16 protein-coding genes are annotated in these 18,123 nt (G+C 67.2%); 10 read left to right on the forward strand and 6 right to left on the reverse strand.

What is annotated here, in order from left to right; all coding sequences use genetic code 11:
* Positions 1-125: 125 nt before the first annotated feature.
* Complete coding sequence (helR, locus tag AWC31_RS15835) at positions 126-2,378, forward strand: RNA polymerase recycling motor ATPase HelR (RefSeq protein ID WP_085145479.1); 2,253 nt, start codon at positions 126-128, stop codon at positions 2,376-2,378.
* On the opposite strand, the gene AWC31_RS15840 is transcribed toward helR, so the two are convergent.
* A complete protein-coding gene (locus AWC31_RS15840) occupies positions 2,323-3,819 on the reverse strand; it encodes a potassium/proton antiporter (protein WP_067857527.1) in 1,497 nt (498 codons plus the stop codon). The two genes, helR and AWC31_RS15840, sit on opposite strands and share 56 nt — an antisense overlap.
* Positions 3,820-3,900: 81 nt before the next feature.
* Between AWC31_RS15840 and AWC31_RS15845 the strand changes: the two genes are divergently transcribed.
* Both AWC31_RS15845 and AWC31_RS15850 read left to right on the forward strand, forming a co-directional pair.
* Positions 3,901-4,593 carry a potassium channel family protein gene (locus tag AWC31_RS15845; RefSeq protein ID WP_085145480.1) on the forward strand — a complete coding sequence of 231 codons (693 nt, stop codon included), beginning with the start codon at positions 3,901-3,903 and terminating at the stop codon, positions 4,591-4,593.
* 21 nt (positions 4,594-4,614) lie between these two features.
* Positions 4,615-4,911, forward strand: a complete 297-nt coding sequence (locus AWC31_RS15850) for a hypothetical protein (RefSeq protein WP_067857532.1) — start codon at positions 4,615-4,617, stop codon at positions 4,909-4,911.
* 4 nt (positions 4,912-4,915) lie between these two features.
* Here AWC31_RS15850 and AWC31_RS15855 read toward each other — a convergent pair whose 3' ends face one another.
* Entirely contained in the window at positions 4,916-5,437 is a 522-nt protein-coding gene (locus AWC31_RS15855; protein ID WP_234816875.1) for a methyltransferase family protein, read from the reverse strand.
* Positions 5,438-5,527: 90 nt separating this feature from the next.
* Here AWC31_RS15855 and AWC31_RS15860 point away from each other — a divergent pair, with 90 nt between their 5' ends.
* Complete coding sequence (locus tag AWC31_RS15860; protein WP_085145094.1) at positions 5,528-6,124, forward strand: TetR/AcrR family transcriptional regulator; 597 nt, start codon at positions 5,528-5,530, stop codon at positions 6,122-6,124.
* A gap of 6 nt (positions 6,125-6,130) precedes the next feature.
* Here AWC31_RS15860 and AWC31_RS15865 read toward each other — a convergent pair whose 3' ends face one another.
* Together AWC31_RS15865 and AWC31_RS15870 are read right to left on the reverse strand one after the other, a co-directional pair.
* On the reverse strand, positions 6,131-6,910 hold the full coding sequence (locus AWC31_RS15865; protein WP_234816876.1) for a Fic family protein: 780 nt from the start codon (positions 6,908-6,910) through the stop codon (positions 6,131-6,133).
* Complete coding sequence (locus AWC31_RS15870; protein WP_085145096.1) at positions 6,907-7,920, reverse strand: putative nucleotidyltransferase substrate binding domain-containing protein; 1,014 nt, start codon at positions 7,918-7,920, stop codon at positions 6,907-6,909. The genes AWC31_RS15865 and AWC31_RS15870 overlap by 4 nt, the downstream gene beginning before the upstream one ends.
* Positions 7,921-8,088: 168 nt before the next feature.
* Here AWC31_RS15870 and AWC31_RS15875 point away from each other — a divergent pair, with 168 nt between their 5' ends.
* From AWC31_RS15875 to atzF, 5 genes are read left to right on the forward strand one after another with little or no spacing between them, the layout of a single operon-like run.
* Positions 8,089-9,633 (forward strand): amino acid permease, encoded by a 1,545-nt coding sequence (locus tag AWC31_RS15875; protein WP_085145097.1) that lies wholly within the window; start codon positions 8,089-8,091, stop codon positions 9,631-9,633.
* Positions 9,634-10,473 (forward strand): urea amidolyase associated protein UAAP1, encoded by an 840-nt coding sequence (locus tag AWC31_RS15880; RefSeq protein WP_085145098.1) that lies wholly within the window; start codon positions 9,634-9,636, stop codon positions 10,471-10,473. It begins immediately after the preceding gene.
* Positions 10,470-11,078, forward strand: a complete 609-nt coding sequence (locus AWC31_RS15885) for an urea amidolyase associated protein UAAP2 (protein WP_085145099.1) — start codon at positions 10,470-10,472, stop codon at positions 11,076-11,078. Before AWC31_RS15880 ends, AWC31_RS15885 begins: the two co-directional genes overlap by 4 nt.
* Positions 11,075-13,072 (forward strand): 5-oxoprolinase/urea amidolyase family protein, encoded by a 1,998-nt coding sequence (locus AWC31_RS15890; RefSeq protein WP_085145100.1) that lies wholly within the window; start codon positions 11,075-11,077, stop codon positions 13,070-13,072. Before AWC31_RS15885 ends, AWC31_RS15890 begins: the two co-directional genes overlap by 4 nt.
* Entirely contained in the window at positions 13,069-14,727 is a 1,659-nt protein-coding gene (gene atzF, locus AWC31_RS15895; protein WP_085145101.1) for an allophanate hydrolase, read from the forward strand. The genes AWC31_RS15890 and atzF overlap by 4 nt, the downstream gene beginning before the upstream one ends.
* 156 nt (positions 14,728-14,883) lie before the next feature.
* Here the strand turns inward: atzF and AWC31_RS15900 are convergent, their stop codons facing one another.
* Complete coding sequence (locus AWC31_RS15900; RefSeq protein WP_165765976.1) at positions 14,884-15,462, reverse strand: TetR family transcriptional regulator; 579 nt, start codon at positions 15,460-15,462, stop codon at positions 14,884-14,886.
* Positions 15,463-15,652: 190 nt separating this feature from the next.
* Here AWC31_RS15900 and AWC31_RS15905 point away from each other — a divergent pair, with 190 nt between their 5' ends.
* Positions 15,653-17,248: an FAD-dependent oxidoreductase gene (locus AWC31_RS15905; RefSeq protein WP_085145102.1), complete on the forward strand. Its 1,596-nt coding sequence runs from the start codon at positions 15,653-15,655 to the stop codon at positions 17,246-17,248.
* Here AWC31_RS15905 and AWC31_RS15910 read toward each other — a convergent pair.
* Positions 17,226-18,122 (reverse strand): DMT family transporter, encoded by an 897-nt coding sequence (locus AWC31_RS15910; RefSeq protein ID WP_085145103.1) that lies wholly within the window; start codon positions 18,120-18,122, stop codon positions 17,226-17,228. The two genes, AWC31_RS15905 and AWC31_RS15910, sit on opposite strands and share 23 nt — an antisense overlap.
* Between the last annotated feature and the right edge of the window lies 1 nt (position 18,123).

Raw genomic sequence — 18,123 nt, forward strand, 5'->3', positions numbered from 1 at the left:
GAGGAGCAACTGCTCCGTTCCCCTTCCAACGTATAGCGGACAGGGGGGCTTGCGGCAAGGCCGGGGTGATGGCGCAAAATCGCTGGCCGGAGCCGGACGCGGACAGATGGGATAACGAGAAGCACGTGTCGAATCGAGAGTACGAAGACGAACTGCAGTCCGAGCGCAACTACGTGGCCGGGTTGTATGCGCGACTCGATGCCGATCGTGCTGACGCCAAGCGCCGGTACCAGGACGCGCTGCGGAGCCCGGTCGACGCCCAGGACGGCGGGGCGTTCGTGGGCCGCGACGCCGAGGTGCGCGCCATGGCCAAGGAGATGCAGCGACTCGACGTCGCCGACAACGGCCTGTGCTTCGGCCGGTTGGAAACCGTTGAGGGCGAACATCTCTACATCGGCCGTCTCGGCATTCTCGACCGTGACAACGACTACGAGCCGTTGCTGCTCGACTGGCGTGCGCCGCTCGCGCGCGCCTTCTACGTCGCGACGGCCGCGAGCCCCGAGAACATGCGCCGCCGTCGCCAATTCCACACGCGTGGCCGGCGGGTGATGGATTTCACCGACGAGATCCTCGGCAGGCCGACCGGGGCCGAACTCGGCGATGAGCGCGACGGCCCGGGAGATGCCGCGCTGCTGGCCGCGGTTAACGCCCCGCGCGGTGAGGGCATGCGTGACATCGTCGCGACGATCCAAGCCGAGCAGGACGAGATCATCCGGTTCGATCACTCCGGGGTGCTGGTGATCGAGGGCGGTCCCGGCACCGGCAAGACCGTGGTCGCGCTGCATCGCGTCGCCTACCTGCTCTACACCCAGCGCAAGCAGATGGAGCGGCACGGGGTGCTCGTGGTCGGGCCGAGCCCGGCGTTCCTGAACCACATCGGCCGCGTGCTGCCGTCGCTGGGTGAGTCGCAGGCCGTGTTCATGACGACAGGTGACTTCGTGCCTGGCCTTCGCGTGACGGCCGAGGACACGCCGGCTGCGGCACGGCTGAAGGGTTCGTTGAAGATCCTCGACGTGCTCGCCGCGGCGGTCGCGGACCGCCAGGAACTGCCGGAGGATCCAATCCCGATCAACCTCTCGGACGTCACGGTGCAGATCGACGCCGAGACCGCGAAGTGGGCCAGGGACGAGGCGCGTAAAACGGGCCTGCCGCACAACGAGGCCCGCGCCGAATTCGTCGACGTCGTCACGTACGTGGTCATCGAACGGGCCGTCGCCCGGATCGGCCGGGGGTGGCTGACCCGCGAGGACAAGCACGCGTGGGAGCAGATGCGCGCCGACGTGCTCAATGAGCTCGAAGACCACGAACAGTTCGCCGCCGCACTCGACAGGTTGTGGCCGGTGCTGACGCCGGAAAACGTTCTGGCAGAACTGTATACGTCACACGAGCGGCTGCGGGCCGCGGGTGCCGACGAGGCCCTGTGGCGGTCCGACGGCGAAGCGTGGACAGTGTCGGACGTACCGCTGCTCGACGAGCTCGTCGACCTGCTGGGGCGTGACAAGGCCGCGGACCTGGCCGCCGAGCGGGAACGGCGGGTCGAGGAGGCGTACGCCGCGGGCGTGCTCGAACTGATGGTCGCCCGTGAGGATCTGATGGACGACGAGGACCGCCTGCTCGCCGGCGACCTGCTCGCCGCCGAGGATCTCGCGGAGCGCTTCCAGGAACGCGACAACCGTGAACTCGACGAACGAGCCGCTGCGGACCGTGACTGGACCTACGGGCACGTCGTGGTCGACGAGGCCCAGGAACTGTCGGAGATGGACTGGCGGGTACTCATGCGCCGTTGCCCGCGCCGGTCGTTCACGATCGTCGGCGATCTCGCCCAACGCCGGTCCGCGGCGGGGGCGACGTCGTGGGATCAGATGCTGCAGCCCTACGTGCCCAATCGGTGGGTGTACCGGTCGTTGACCGTGAATTACCGCACCCCCGCGGAGATCATGGCAATCGCCGCCGCGGTGCTCGCCGAATTCGCCCCGGATGCGCAGCCGCCGGAATCGGTTCGCGCGTGCGGTGTGATGCCGTGGTCACGACAGGTTTCGGGCGATGAACTCGCCTCTGCCATAGCCGAATTCAACCAGGACGAAGCCGGGCGCGAGGGCACCTGCGTCGTGATCGGCCCACCGGGAGTGCCTGGCACGGTACCGGCCTCGGAGACCAAGGGTCTGGAGTTCGACGCCGTGTTGGTGGTCGAGCCCGAACGCATCCTCGCCGACGGGCCGCGCGGCGCGGCCGAACTCTACGTCGCGCTCACGCGGGCAACACAGCGCCTCGGCGTCCTGCACGTGGGTCCGCTGCCGCAGGCGCTGAGCGGCCTGGTCGCGATCAGTCCGGATGGCCGTACTCGTCGAACCAGTACGCAAGCTTGCCCCGTCGACTGACGGCCCGCAGCCGAGCCTCTGCGGCAGCGCGGGTTCTGCTGGTCGTGACGATCAGCAGTTCGTCGCCCACCGCGATGCGCGTGTCTGGCAGCGGGACGAACGTGTGACCGTTGCGGATGATCAGGGTGATGACCGCGGGGTCGGGCAGTCGCAGTTCGAGAATCGTGACGTTGTGTAGTCGCGATCCCGGGCGCACCGTCATGGTCAGCAGGTCCGCGTCGATCACGTCCAGCGGTGCGGCTTCCACCTGAATCTCGCGGGTGTTATCCCGGCTCACCAGGCCGAGCCCATGCGCGACGATCCGCAGGCTGGGTGCCTGCACCAGGGTGAAGATCACCACGAGGACGAAGACGATGTTGAGCAGCCGGTAACTGTCGGGGACGCCCGCGACGATCGGAAAGGTCGCGAGCACGACGGGGACGGCGCCGCGCAGCCCGGCCCAGGACAGGAAAAGCTGTTCGCGAAACGGGATTCGAAAGGCGACGAGCGACAGCATCACCGACAGCGGCCGGGCGACCAGGAGCAGGACGAGGCCGATCACGATCGCCGGGATGATGTCGGAGCCCAGATCGTGCGGGTTCACCAGCAGGCCCAGCAGCACGAAGAGTCCGATCTGTGCGAGCCAGCCGACGCCCTCGGCGAACGATCGGGTCGCCGACCGGTGTGGCAGCCCGGAGTTGGCCAGCACCACCGCGGCCAGATACGCGGCGATGAAGCCGCTGGCGTGCGCACTGCCTGCGGCCGCGAACGCGACGAGCCCCAGCCCGAACGTCGCGATCGGGTACAGACCGGAGGCCGGCAATGCGATACGACGAAGGGCCTGCGCTCCGACGAATCCGACCGCAAGACCGAGCGCGATGCCGGCGAGCAGTTCGTAGATGAGGTCGGTGACCGCGCCCTCCGGATCCAATACGAACGGCACCACGCTGAACATCAGCACGAGGATCACCGCGGGCGCGTCGTTGAACCCCGATTCGGCCTCGAGCAGCCCTGCCAGGCGGCGGGGCAGCGGCAGTACGCGCAGGACCGAGAACACCGCCGCGGCATCGGTCGACGCGACGATCGCGCCCAGCAACAACGCGAGCTGCCAGTGCATGTCCAACAGCAGATGAGCCCCGACCGCGGTGACGAGTGTGCTGATGAGGACCCCGAGGGTGGCCAGCGAGGCCGCGGGAGCCAACACCTGGCGGATGTCGGAATACCGCGTGGTCAAACCGCCTTCGACGAGGATCACCGCGAGTGCCGCAGTACAGACGTTCCTCGCCAGTTCGACGTTGTCGAAGTCCAGCCCGATACCGTCCACGCCGAGCACGACACCGACCAGAAGGAACAACAGAAGGCTCGGAAATCCGACCTTGGTTGCCACGCGCGTGCCGACGATGCTCGCGAGCAGCACAAGGCCGCCCACCAACAGGGTGAGGTACAGCTGATTCAAGCTCATTGTGCGGTCAGTTAATCACCGACCAAGCGCATCGGGTGGGCGGTGCGGATAGGTCAAAATGACTGAGTGGCGGAACGAAAGATGCGCATCGGGGTTGCGGGTGCGGGCAACGTGGGTCGTTCCGTCGCGCGCGAGTTGTTGGTTTACGGCCACAAGGTCCTGCTGATCGAACGGGAGCGGCGCAGTTTCGAGCCGCAGACCGTGCCCGCCGCCGACTGGTTGCTGGCCGACGCCTGCGAACTCTCCGCGCTGGAGGAGGCGGGCACCGAAACGTGCGACGTGCTCATCGCGGCGACCGGCGACGACAAGGCCAACCTGGTGGTCGGGCTCCTCGCCAAGTCCGAGTTCGGGGTGCCTCGCGTGGTGGCCCGCATCAACGACATCCGCAATCAGTGGCTGTTCAGCCGGCAGTGGGGCATCGATGTGGCGGTATCGACACCGGGCGCGCTGGTCGCCGGTGTCGAGGGCGCGATCGACGTCGGACACCTGGTGCGGTTGATGGGGCTGCGCGAGGGCCGGGCAGAACTGACCAAACTCACGCTGCCCGAAGACAACCCGGTGGTGGGGCAACGAGTGGACCGGTTGGATCTGCCGGCCGACACCGCACTGGTCACGGTGGTCCGGGGCAGCAAGGTCATCCTGCCGAAACCCGACGATGTGCTGGAAGCCGGCGACGAGATGTTGTTCGTGGCCAATCGCTCGTCGGAAAGCTCACTGCTGGCCGCGATCCACGGTCGCGAGTTCCTTCGTGAGGTGATCGGCGACGACGCGTGACCGCCGTTCTACCCTCGTGCCATGGATGCCACCGAGGACGCACCGCCCGCTCCGGAGAAGCGACTGGTCATCAGGGTCAATTCGAACGCCAAGATGTCCCGGGGCAAGGCCGCCGCGCACGCCGTTCACGCGGCGCTCAAGCTCTACGGCATCGAGTACGAACATCCGGTGATCGTCATCGGGGGAAAGCCGGACGAGATCCTGGCGCAGACGGTGCACATCCGTGATGCCGGACGGACCGAGCTCGAGCCCGGCACCCTGACCGCGGGCGCGAGCTGGGAGTGGCGCGACCGCGCCGAACCAGATCCCACGCAATAGCCCGTCAGTCAACATATTTCGGCACCCACGGCGTCACGCGGGGAATCCACCGGGGAACATTCTGCCGGTATGCCTCGTATTCCGCACCGAACCGGCGGAGTAGATGTGGCTCCTCGACGGTGGGGATGGCAATCGTGACGATCGTGCAGAACAGCACGAACCAACCGAACAACCACGGCGAGGCGGTCGCGACTGCGGTCCCGAGTTGGATCGAGAACACGGCCGTCATCATCGGATTACGGACGTATCGATAGGGACCACGCAGCACCAGGTGAACCGGTGAACCGATCGCCAGCGTGCCTTCACCGACACGGTCGAACAGCACGACCGTCCACACCAGAAACCAGAGCCCGAGCCCGATCAGAGTGGCCCCCGCGAGCGCGAGCAGCAGGCCTTCCGTCGTGCCCAGATCGGGTGCTTTCACCTCGGTGAGCTGGGCAATCACCGCCGGTATGAACACCGTCATCGTCGCAGGGGCGATCAGCACCGAAATCAGATGCCGCCACCACAGCCGTCGCTTCGTCATCATCGGATCCTTTCTTCAACCGTTGTTGAAGAAAAACGCTACGCCGCCGGGGTGCGAAAGGTCAACGCTTGTTGAAGTAAACTTCGGAGCATGTCGGAGACCCGGCGCAGCGGCCGGTGGCGGACCGGCCAGCAGAGCAGACAACGCGTCATCGACGCCGCGCGCGAGCGCTTCATGCGTGACGGCTACGAAAAAGCGACGGTCCGGGGCATCGCTGCCGCGGCCGGCGTGGACGTCGCGATGGTGTACTACTTCTTCGGCAACAAGGAAGGCTTGTTCACCGCGTCGGTGCTCGACACCCCCGAGCATCCGCTGCACCAGTTGGCACATCTGCTCGACGACGGTCCCGACGACATCGGTGCGCGACTCGTGCGGGACTTCATCCAACGGTGGGACGAGGGGGCGTCGTTCGACCCGCTGCTCACGGTCTGGCGGTCGGCAGCCATACAGCCGTTGGCGCGCAAGCTGTTACACGATTCCCTCGCCGGACCGGTGGCAGAGCGGGTTTCGGCTCAGTTCGGCGTGACCGACGCCGAGCTGCGCGTCGAACTGGTGACGACGCATCTGGTGGGCCTGGCGTTCGCGCGCTATCAGCTCAAGATCGAACCACTGGCTTCGGCGAGTGCCGATGAATTGGTCGAGTGGGTTGGGCCGACGATGCAGCGTTACCTGACCGAGCCAAAATAGGTGACCTCATATCTCGCGGTCCCGCAGGCAATTTCGCAGGATCGGAATGAACGGTCGCGGATCTGGTGGTCCGTCACGCCGAAAGGGCAGCGAGTCGCGGGACGCGGTGATCCAATCGGCGCGCGAGACGTCGGTCAGGCACAACCGTCGGCCGGCTCGGACGGTGATCAGGTGCAATAGCAGGGTTCCGGTGCGGCCGTTGCCGTCCCGGAACGGATGAATCTGGTTGTAGACAGCGTAAATTCGGGCGAGCCGATAAGCGAGCTCGCCGCGGTCGAGGGCGGCCGCCGCTCCGGCCAGCGACTCGATGTCGCTCTGCAGCGCCCGCAGCGCGCGTGGGATGCGTACGCACGAGCCGAACGTGCTGTCGCCGCGGCGGAGTTCGACGATACGCGGCTCGCCGGCCCACGCGTACACGTCACCGAACACGTGCTGGTGCAACCTTCGGGCGTCGAGGTCATGGTCTTCGGGTCGTAGGTGAACCTGCACAATCCGGCCCGCTGTGGCCACGAACTCGAGCCGGGTCAGCGTCGGGGCGTCATGGACGCCGAAATTGTTGCGCAGCACCGTGGTACCCGGGATGAGATAAGGCTTGCGCCGTGCAAAGAGCGGCCGCCGGTACCGGTGGATCTCGTGCGGCAGATGGCGTCCGAGATATTGCCCGAAAGTGACTGCCCCCGTGGCGAGTTCGGTGAGATCGGAAACCTCCGCAGAAGTGGGCCGCCAACCTTCGAGGCGTTCTGCGGCAAGTGTCTGTGCGAGCGCATGACGCTCGCGCGTGCTCACCACTCCGAAAACGTCGACGTCGACGCCAGATAGTCGAGTTTGCGCCGGACGCCGTTGAGTTCGCGGCCGATGCTGCGCAGCGCGGTGCGGTCCTGGGGCGAGAGCTCCGACAAGTCGGTGCGATCGTCGACAGGCCCATGCGGTGTCCAGCGGGTGGCGCGTAACCGCCAGCGGATGCTCGAGCCGATCGCGTAACACTTCTCCAGTGCCTTGGCATCGTCTTCGTCGAGGTAGCGGCTGCCTGCCGCGTCGCGAATCCGCTCGCTCGTCGGCAGTGCCGTCGAGCCGCAACTGAGTGCGGCCCAGCGTGCGATGCGCACCACCGGGTCGACGGCCGCGTACTTGACGTCCACCCCGCTCTCGCCGGTGGTCAGCACCCGCAGTCGGGACGGGACCTGGCTACGGGCATGCGTCGCATCTTGCAACATGGCCGCCAACGCGCCGGGATGCCGGCGGGCCGCGACACCGAGCCGGCCGCGCAGGTCAGGTCCATCGGTGACCGGGACGGCATCGGCGAGCAGTCCCATCATCACCACGCCGCGGTCGGCCGAAGCGTCGGCGGTCCACGTGTCGATTCCGGCGGTCCACTCGTGCGCGGAGCGGTTGAACCGGGCCCGCGCCGCGGTCGCGCCCTTCGCGTCGGCGGGAAAGCCGCACTCGGCGAGGAGGTCGTGAACTTCGATCGCATGGCCGAGGCCGGCATCCGGCGGGGCGGTGTCCGCGCGTACGAAGAGGGTGTCGAGGTCCGAACCCGGCAGCGCGTCGCCTCGTCCGATGCTGCCCGACGCGTACCAGGTTCCTGCTGCCGCAGGGGACAGGGTCCGCGCGGCGCTGGCAAGCGCCGACCGTCCGAGGGCCGACCAGGCGGCCGCGACGGTCGCTGCGCCCGTGCGGGTTTCGAGCAGGTGGCGGACCTCGTCGTGCGCTGACCGGCACGCCGTCAGCAGCGCTTGTGCACTGCCTGCCGCCGCCACCTCGCGCTGCGCGCGTTCCAGCAGACCCTCGGGCATACCGGCGATTCTGACAGGCCAGACCGCCGTGAGGTTTCGGCAACCAAATCCTTACCGGCGGCTACATGAACGAAACATCCGGGTGACGCTCACGACATGCGCAAACGGTTATCTGTCGTCTGACAGTTAAGCCCGTGGCGGCAGCGCCCCAACCCGAGAGAAACGCTTATGACCAGCAGCGCAACGGCGCCGGGATCCGACGTGTCGGACGGTCACTCCGGCGATCACCAGGACCTGGCCGAGTTTGGTTATGACCAGCAGTTGCACCGCAGGCTCGGCAAGTTCGAGTCGTTTGCGGCGGGCTTCTCGTTCGTCTCGATCCTGACGACGATCTTCCAGTTGTTCGGCCTCGGGTTCGGGTTCGGCGGGCCGGCGTTCTTCTGGACGTGGCCCGCGGTGTTCCTCGGCCAGTTCCTCGTCGCGCTCTGTTTCGCAGAACTCGCCGCGCGCTACCCGATCTCGGGGGCCATCTACCAGTGGTCGCGGCGGATGGGCGGCGAGGTGGTCGGTTGGTTCGGCGGCTGGTTCATGATCCTGGCGCAGATCGTCACCGCCTCGGCCGCCGCGATCGCGCTGCAGGTGGTGTTGCCGTCGATCTGGTCCGGGTTCCAGATCATCGGCGACGATCCGGCGCTGACCTCGCCGAGCGGCGCGGCCAACGCGGTACTGCTCGGCACGGTGCTGCTCGTGGTCACCACGACGATCAACTGCCTTGGCGTGAAATGGATGTCACGTGTCAACAGCGCGGGTGTCGTCTGCGAGATCGTCGGCGTCATCGCCGTCATCGGGGTGTTTTTCACCCACGCCCAGCGCGGACCGCAGGTGGTGTTCGACACCGGCCATGCCGGCGGGCAGCCCGGCTACATCTGGGCCTGGATCGTGTCCGGTCTGATGGCGGCGTACGTGATGGTCGGCTTCGGCTCGGCCGGTGAGCTTGCCGAGGAAACCCGCAACCCACGCCGGGTCGCACCGCGCACCATTCGTCTTGCGCTTTCGGTGTCGGCGCTCGGTGGCGGGCTGATGATTCTCGGCGCGCTGATGGCCGCGCCGAGCCTGACCGACGGCCGGCTGGCCACCGAGGGACTGCCGTACGTGCTCGACACGGTGCTCTCCTCGCCGTGGGGCACGGTCCTGCTGATCGACGTCTGCATCGCGATCATGATCTGCACGTTGGCAATTCAGACCGCCGCGTCCCGACTGATGTTCTCGATGGCCCGCGATGACCGCCTGCCGGCGTCGGCGATCCTGTCCCGCGTCAACGGGCGCACCGGTACCCCGATCTGGCCGTCGGTGCTCATCGGCGTGCTGTGCATCGCGGTGCTCCTGGTCAACATGGGCAACTCGGCGATCTTCGCGACTCTGGCCAGCGTCTGCATCATCCTGATCTACCTGGCCTATCTGCTGGTGACCGCGCCGCTGCTGTATCGCCGCCTCAAAGGCTGGCCCGCGCAGCGCAACCAGGTGGATGCCGAAGGGCTGCCGCTGTTCTCACTCGGCCGGTTCGGCCTCGTGGTGAACGTGCTCGCCGTCGCCTACGGCGCGCTGATGATCGTCAATCTGGGCTGGCCCCGCGCCGAGATCTTCAACCCGACCGGGGAACTGCCGATCCTGCAATGGGCGGGGCCGCTCAGCATCGCGGCCGCCGTGCTGCTCGGCGCGCTGTGCTTCCCACGCGGCAAGACCCACCCCAAGCCCGTCACGATTGGAGCCTGAATGTCCACCACCACAGAGACATCCACAACCGCGGGTGCGCGTGAACACGCGCGCGCTCAAGCAACAGCGATCACCGACTCGATGCCGGTGGTTCCCGCGTCGAGCTGGCCGTCGCCGCCCGACGGGATCGCCGCCGAGAAGCTGACGTGGGCCGAAACGGTTCCCGGTGGCCGCTACACCACCAAGGTGCTCGCGCGCGGAACCCGGCTGCGGCTGCGTGACCTGCACGGCACGGCGTGCGCGCACCTGCTGCTCTGGCGTGCCGACGCACCATGGGAGCGGCTCAACGTCGCCGACACCGTGAAAGTGCCCTGGCAGGCGTATCTTTCGTCCGGACACCCCCTGCTCAGCGATCAGGGCCGCGTGCTCGCGACCATCGTCTCGGACACCTCGGGCCATCATGACGCGGTCTGCGGCGCCACCACGCTGTCCGGCAACAACGCGAAATACGGTGCGGGAAGCCCGGAATCGACCAGCCCGGCCGGACGCGAACTGCTGGTGCTTGCCGCGCTCAAGAACGGCCTGACCCGGCGGGACGTGGCGCCGAGCGTGTCGTTCTTTCACGGCGTGCGGGTACAACCCGACGGGGCGTTGGTGTCGACCGGATCGGCAGGCGCGGGAACGGCCGTCGAACTGCTCCTGCACCTGCCGCTGATCGTCGCCATCGCCAATACCGCACACCCACTCGATCCGGCGCCGACCTTCGACGTGGGCTCACTTGAGGTGCTGGCGTGGTCCGCACCCGACGACCTCGCCGAGATCGGTGCCCACCTCACCGATCGGGACCCCGAATACCAACGTGCCTATCTCAATTCCGAAGATGTCTGGAGTGCCCGATGACCGCGACAATCGTTGACGAAATCGTCGCCCCTCGGGGGCCATGGTCGAAGATCGTGACGGCCGGAGACGTGTTGACCATCATCGACCTGCACGGAAACCAGGCCGTCGACACCCTGTTCTACGGTGCCGACGATCACGGTGTCCGATACAGTGCGCCCGCCACCGTCGCCGCGCAAGGCAACATCTTCCTGACCACCGGATCGGTACTGCGCGACAGTGATGGCGAGCCCATGCTCACGATCATCGACGACGAAGTCGGCAACCACGACACGCTCGGTGGCGCATGCTCGCAGGAGTCCAACACCCTGCGCTACGGCCACCACACCAAACACCAGCACGCCTGTGTGGAGAACTTCATCGGCGAGGGTGCGCGGTGGGGCCTGACGAAGGCCGACATCGTCAGCAACATCAACTTCTTCATGAATGTGCCCGTCGATCCCGACGGATCGCTTGGCATCGTGGACGGGCTGTCTGCTCCCGGCAAGAAGTTGTCGTTGCGTGCCGAGATCGACACCCTCGTGCTCGTCTCGAACTGCCCGCAGATCAACAACCCCTGCAACGGATTCGACCCGACGGCGGTGCGGATGGTTGTGACCCGCTCATGACGAGCGGTATCGAGGTCATCCGCCCCGGCATGGCCACCACGGTCCAGGACTGGCCGGGCCGCATCGGATACTGGCAGGTCGGCGTACCGCCCTCCGGACCGATGGACGACGTGTCCTTCCGGCTCGCCAACATCGCGGTGGGCAATCCAGAGGGCGCGCCGGGTCTGGAAGCCACGATGGGTGGCCCGGCACTGCGTTTCGACACCGACACGTGGGTGTGCGTAGCAGGCGCGCCGGCCCCGGTGACCGTCGATGGCCGACGGGTCCCGCAGTGGGAGCCGGTGTTGGTCGAGGCCGGTCAGGTGCTCGACGTCGGTATGGTCGACGGTCCAGGCCTGCGCATCTACCTCGCCGTGGGCGGCGGCCTCGCTGCCGACGAATACCTCGGCAGCGCAGCGACATTCACGCTGGGCCGGTTCGGTGGCCATGAAGGTCGCGTGCTGTGTGCCGGCGACAAACTGGAAACTGCCGGCACGCCGGCGGGCAGGCGCCGGCGCATTCTGTTCGACGAGCTGCCGGCCATCGGCAAGCACTGGTTCGTCGCCGTGACCGTCGGTCCGCACTCGGCTCCCGAGTTCTTCACGCGCGACGACATCGACACCCTGCTCAGCCACGACTACGAAGTGCACTTCAACTCCGACCGCACCGGTGTCCGGCTCATCGGGCCGAAGCCGGAGTGGGCCCGTCCCGACGGCGGCGAGGCCGGGCTGCATCCGTCGAACATCCACGACAACGCGTACTCGGTAGGCTCGCTCGATTTCACCGGCGACACCCCGATCCTGCTCGGCCCCGACGGACCCAGCCTGGGCGGCTTCGTCTGTCCGGTCACGGTTACGGCCGCCGACCGCTGGAAGCTGGGTCAGCTGGCCCCGGGTGCCACGGTGCGGTTCGTGCCGGTGCGGGCCGAGGCGGCGCCGCCCATCGCGACGGTCGGACGTGAGCGGCGTGCCTTCATCCCCGCCGTGTTCTCCGCGGGCGGCGACCAGGACAACGGAATTCTCGCCCGCACAACATCATCGGACGAAACCACGAACGTCACCTACCGCCGGATCGGGGACGACAACGTCCTCGTCGAGTACGGCGAGATGCGCCTCGACCTGGCGTTGCGTGCACGTGCCCATGCACTGCACGCCGCGCTGGAACAGCACCGGCCGGACGGCCTGATCGATCTCACACCCGGTGTGCGATCGCTGCAGGTCAAGGTGGATTCGGGGCGGCTCCCGTTGTCGACGCTGGTGCCGATGCTCATCGAGATCGAGGCGTCATTGCCCGCCGCGCAGGAGCTCGTCGTGCCCAGCCGAACGGTCCGGCTCCCACTGAGCTGGGACGATCCGGCCACGCGTGAAGCGATCGAACGTTACATGCACGGCGTGCGGGCCGATGCCCCGTGGTGCCCGTGGAACATCGAGTTCATCCGGCGGATGAACGGCCTGGCCTCCACTGACGACGTGCACCGGATCGTCTACGACGCCGAGTATCTCGTGCTCGGGCTCGGCGACGTCTACCTCGGCGCGCCGGTCGCCACACCGCTGGATCCGCGCCACCGCCTGGTGACCACGAAGTACAACCCGGCCCGCACGTGGACGCCCGAGAACGCGGTGGGTATCGGTGGCGCCTATCTGTGCATCTACGGCATGGAGGGGCCGGGCGGCTACCAATTCGTCGGTCGGACAACGCAGATCTGGCATCATCGGCATCCGCTCGCCGCACAGGGATTCGAACCGCAGCACCCGTGGTTGTTGCGGTTCTTCGACCGGATCCAGTGGTACCCCGTGTCAGCCGAGGAGTTGTCGGATCTGCGCGCCGACATGGCGGCAGGCCGCGGTCAGGTCGAGATCACCGACGGCGTGTTCTCGCTCGCCGAGCACGAGGAGTTCCTCGCCGCCAACGCCGACGACATCGCCGCCACCCGCGCCACGATGGAGGCCGCGCGGGCCGAGGAACGCGAACGTTGGGCGGCCGCAGGAGAATTCGTGAGAAAGGAGTCCGCATGATGCGCATCGCCGACATCTACGGCCGGATCGAGCAGAGCGGGCGCAGCGAAGTCTTCATCCATCTGCGTCCACAGGATGACGTTGAGGCCGAATATCGCGCAGCCGAGGGCCCGTTGGCCGGTCTGGTGCTGGCGGTCAAAGACAACGTCGACGTCGCCGGGGTACCGACGACGGCGGCCTGCCCCGGATTCAGTTACACCCCCGATGCCGACGCACCGGTCGTCTCCGCTCTCAAGGCGGCCGGTGCCGTCGTCATCGGCAAGACAAACCTCGACCAGTTCGCGACCGGACTCGTCGGAACCCGTAGTCCCTATGGGCCCGTGCGGGATTCACGTCGTCCCGACTACATCTCCGGCGGCTCGAGCTCCGGGTCGGCGGTGGCGGTCGCGTTGGGCTTCACCGACATCGCGATCGGCACCGACACCGCAGGATCGGGCCGGGTACCTGCCGGGCTGCAGGGCATCGTTGGGATCAAGCCGACGATCGGTGTGGTGTCCACGGCCGGTGTGGTGCCGGCATGTGCGAGCTACGACTGTGTGACGGTCTTCGCCAGAGACTTGAGCACGGCACAGCAGGCGATGGCGGTCATGAGTGCCGGTGCTCCGCAACGCCATTGGCCACCGGACACGCCCCTCGCCGCCGCATCGGCTCCGCGTGTCGCGGTACCCGAACAGCTTCCCGAACTGGATACGGACTGGCGTGCTGCGTTCGGCGCGGCGGTGCGCCAGGCGCAGGCGGCCGGATTTGAGACCGTGCCGATCGCGATGGACGCGTTCTTCGCGGCGGCCGATCTGCTGTACAACGGCGCGCTCGTCGCCGAAAGATACGATGCGGTAGGCGAATTCGTCACCACCGCAGAAGCAGGCGCTGCTCTCGACCCGACTGTGACGGCTATCGTCACGGCCGGTGGTTCCTACTCGGCGGCCGATCTGCTGCGCGACCGCCGTCGAGTAGAGCAACTGCGGCATGAGGCATTTGCACAACTGGCCGGCTGCGATGCCCTGCTCGTGCCGACGGCACCCGCACATCCGACAATCGCCGAGGTCGCCGCCGATCCCATCGCGGTGAACACCCGCATGGGGCGATACACCAACTTCTGCAACCTGTTCGACATGTGTGCCATCGCGGTTCCCGCCGGCACGGTGTCCGACGGTGCCCAGTTCGGTGTCACGCTCTTGGCGCCGGCATTCCATGACGGTGTGGTCGCTGATCTGGCGGCACGTTTCCTCGCAGAACCGGCGGGTGCGGCCTGGCCGGAATTCGCAGGGGCGCCCGTCACCGAACTCGCGGTGTTCGGCGCCCACCTGCGCGGGCAGCCCTTGGAGCATCAACTCACCGAACGTGGAGCGCGGTGGGCCGGGCCGCTCGCGACCGCACCGCGATACCGGTTGTTCGCACTCGACACGGTTCCGCCCAAGCCGGGGCTCGTGCGCGCCGACGACGGCGGTGCGGCGATCGTAGGGGAGCGGTGGGTGCTCTCAACCGCGGCGCTCGGCGAGTTCCTCGCTGAGCTCCCCGCCCCGATGCAGCTGGGCAAGGTCGAACTCGATGACGGCAGCTGGGTCACGGGCTTCGGCTGCGACCATGTCGCGCCGGCGCACGGTCGCGATATCACGGAATTCGGAGGATGGCTGGCAGCGCAAACCCGGGTCTGACTGGGTTGTGGATCGCCCGACGCTCGCGATTGTCACGCCAGCGTGACGTAGGCGCCCGATTGTCACGCCAGCGTGGTTGACGTGCGATTGTCACGCCAGCGTGACGCAGGCGCGCCAATGCCACGCCAGCGTGACATTGGCGGGCGTGGGTAGCTGCTAAGCCTCGGGCACGATCAACGCGACCATGGTCTCGAGTTGGCGGGCCATCTGCCGATAACTCATCGCTCCGGTCTGGGCCTGCAGCAACGCGCCCCAGAACACCGACTCCAGCGTCGCGAGCACTTCGGGCCATGCGCCCGCGCCGAGGGCGGTCGAGATGCGTCGCCGCACCTCGGCGACGATCCGTGACCGGACGTCGGCGACAGCGTCGTCGTCGCTGCGAACGAGGGCCTCGGTGCATGCACGCGCCAGGCGGGGTTCGTCGGCCAAGAGCAGCGTGATCGCCGAGAGCTGCTCGCTGACTCGGGTGGCGTGGTTTGCGGCGGGATCGATGACGAGCGGCAACACCGAGAGTCGGTGCAGGTAGAGCTCGGCGAACACCACCTCGACCGTCGGGAAATGGGCGCACAGGGTTGCCGGTGCCATCTTGGCGCGTGCGGCCAGCGCCGGTACCGAGACGTCGCTTTGCGTGTCGAGCAGTTGTGCGGCCGCACCGAAGACCCGCTGGTAGGTGTGCGTGCGTTGGGCATGCGCGTCGCGCAGACGAGTGACAGTGGTCACCGCTGAACTGGACATGTGTCCAGGGTATGGCGCATCTGGGCGCATGGCAATGCCTTGATCAAAGTCGCGGTCAATCACTGCTTTTCGGTGCAAGCGTAGGTCGCCGGGCCTCATAGATCCGCGACTGGGAATCGGGAGTTCCAATTCTGCATGTGCAAACCGGACAGGTGTCCAGTAAGCTTGCCGATCGTTGAGAGGGGGCCGCGTGGCTTATGTGATCACCCAGAACTGCTGCAAAGACGCCAGCTGCGTACCGGTGTGCCCGGTGGACTGCATCCGTCCGGCCGACGGATCCGGAGAGTTCAGCGGCAGCGAGATGCTCTACATCGACCCCGAGTCGTGCATCGACTGCGGGGCCTGCTTCGAAGAGTGCCCCGTCGGCGCGATCCACTACGAGGAAGACCTGCCCGACGAGCTGCGGCGGTTCAAGGACCTCAACGCCGAGTACTTCGAGCGGCATCCTCTTCAGCCCGACACGACGCCGGCGCGCGCGTCCCGACCGGGCGTCGCGGCGGGCGCGCTGCGGGTGGCGATCGTCGGTTCTGGCCCGGCGGCCTGCTACGCGGCCGCCGAACTCATCGAAGTCGACGGCGTGGAGATCAATCTCTTCGAGCGCCTGCCGACACCGTTCGGTTTGATCCGCGCCGGGGTGGCGCCGGACCATCAGCACACCAAGTCAGTGGTCGGCATCTTCGATCGGATGTTCACCAACCCTCGGTTCACGTGCCACTTCAATGTCGAGATCGGCAGAGACGTCAGCCACGACGAACTGTTGGCGCACCACCACGCCGTCATCTACGCCGTCGGCGCCGCAGACAGTCGCCGGCTCGGCATCCCGGGTGAGGAGCTGGCGGGCAATCACCCGGCCGCGGATTTCGTCGGCTGGTACAACGGCCACCCCGACCACGCCGGGCACACATTCGACTTGTCCACCGAGCGTGCGGTCATCGTGGGCAACGGCAATGTCGCCCTGGACGTCGCCCGCGTGCTGTTGATGAGTCGCGATGCGCTTGCGGCGACGGACATCGCGGAACATACGCTGGAAGCGTTGGCCGACAGTGCAATCGACGAGGTTGTCGTGATCGCCCGGCGCGGTATCCGTGACGCGGCGTTCTCGGTCGGCGAGTTCGCGGCCCTGGGGCATCTCGACGGCATCGACGTCGTGATAGATCCCGCCGACCTGCCGGACACCGACGAGGACGACGATGTCGAAACCTCGTTCAAGCTGAGAGTCGCCCGCGAATACGCACACCGCGAACACGTTGCGGGTAACAAGCGCATCGTGTTCCGATTCGACACGTCACCGGTTGCCGTCGTTGGCGAACATCGCGCAGAAGGACTGGAGGTGCGAAGCGACCGGTACGGCACAGATTTGATCGAGACGTCGCTCATCCTGCGTTCGATCGGGTACCGCGGGCAGCCGATCGACGGCCTGCCCTACGACGAGCGCACCGGGACGGTGCCCAACGATGCGGGCCGGGTCATCGACGGTGCGGCGGGAACCTACGTCACGGGGTGGATCAAACGCGGCCCCCGCGGTGTCATCGGCACCAATCGGCTGTGCGCCGAACAGACCGTCGCCCAGTTGTGGGCGGACTTCGACGCCGGCGTGCTCGCGCGGGAGATCGATGACAGCGAATCGTTGACCGCGCTGCTGACCCGCCGCGGGTGCGAGGCGGTGGGCTGGTCCGGCTGGCGCGCCATCGACGCTGCCGAACGCTCTCGTGGCGAGCAGGAGGCCCGCCCGCGGATCAAGTTCGTCACGATCGACGAACTGCTCACCGCGGGCCGGCCCGGGTAGGTTCGGCGAGCTCGGGCTCCGGTTCGCGTGGCTTGCGGGTGGCGAGTACCGATCCGGTGAGGATGAGTGCGAGGCCGGCGACGTTCCATGCGGTCAACGGCTCACCCAGCACGATGACCCCTGCGGCCAGTGCTACCGCGGGGTTGACGTAGGTGAAGACCAGCGCCCGTGCGGCGCCGACCTCCCGGATGAGCGCGAAGAACACGATGAAAGCCAGCGCCGTGCAGATGACCGCGAGCGCGGCGAGCGCGAAAAGCACGCGTTCGGACGGCATTTCGTCGGGCCACGTCAAGGCGGCCGGGGTCGCGTAGATGAGCGCGGCGACCGTCAGGCACGCGGCGGTCAAGGGAAGCGTCGGAACGTCACCCAGATAGCGGGCCGCCACCAGCGGCGCGATCGCGTAGCACGTCGCCACCAGCAGAACCTCGGCGATCGGCCAGGCGTGCCCACCGGCCAGGCCGGGCCCGGCGAGCACCGCAACGCCGGACAGCCCGACACCGAGGCCGACGATCCGCTTGGCGCCCAGCCGTTCGCCGCCGGTCACGCGATCGAGCGCCGCGGCGATGATCGGCGCAGCAGCGATGAGCAAGCCCGTCATCGAACTGCTCAGATGCCGTTCGGCGTCGGTTAACAACAGCCAGGCGGCGATGATCTCGAAGAACGCGAAAGCCAACACCGGTTTCCAATGCCGCAGAACCGGAGCCCAGGCCACGCGCGACATCGCCAATGGCAGCAGCACGGCAGCGCCGACCGCGGTGCGGGCCAGGACCAGAACCGGTACCGAAACCCCTTCGACCGCGATTTTGATCAGCAGGTACGGAATGCCCCAGATAATGCTCATCGCGCCGAACAGCAACCAGCCGCGAAAGCTCACC

The organism is Mycolicibacterium wolinskyi (genome assembly GCF_002101965.1).
Taxonomy (GTDB): Bacteria; Actinomycetota; Actinomycetes; order Mycobacteriales; family Mycobacteriaceae; genus Mycobacterium; species Mycobacterium wolinskyi.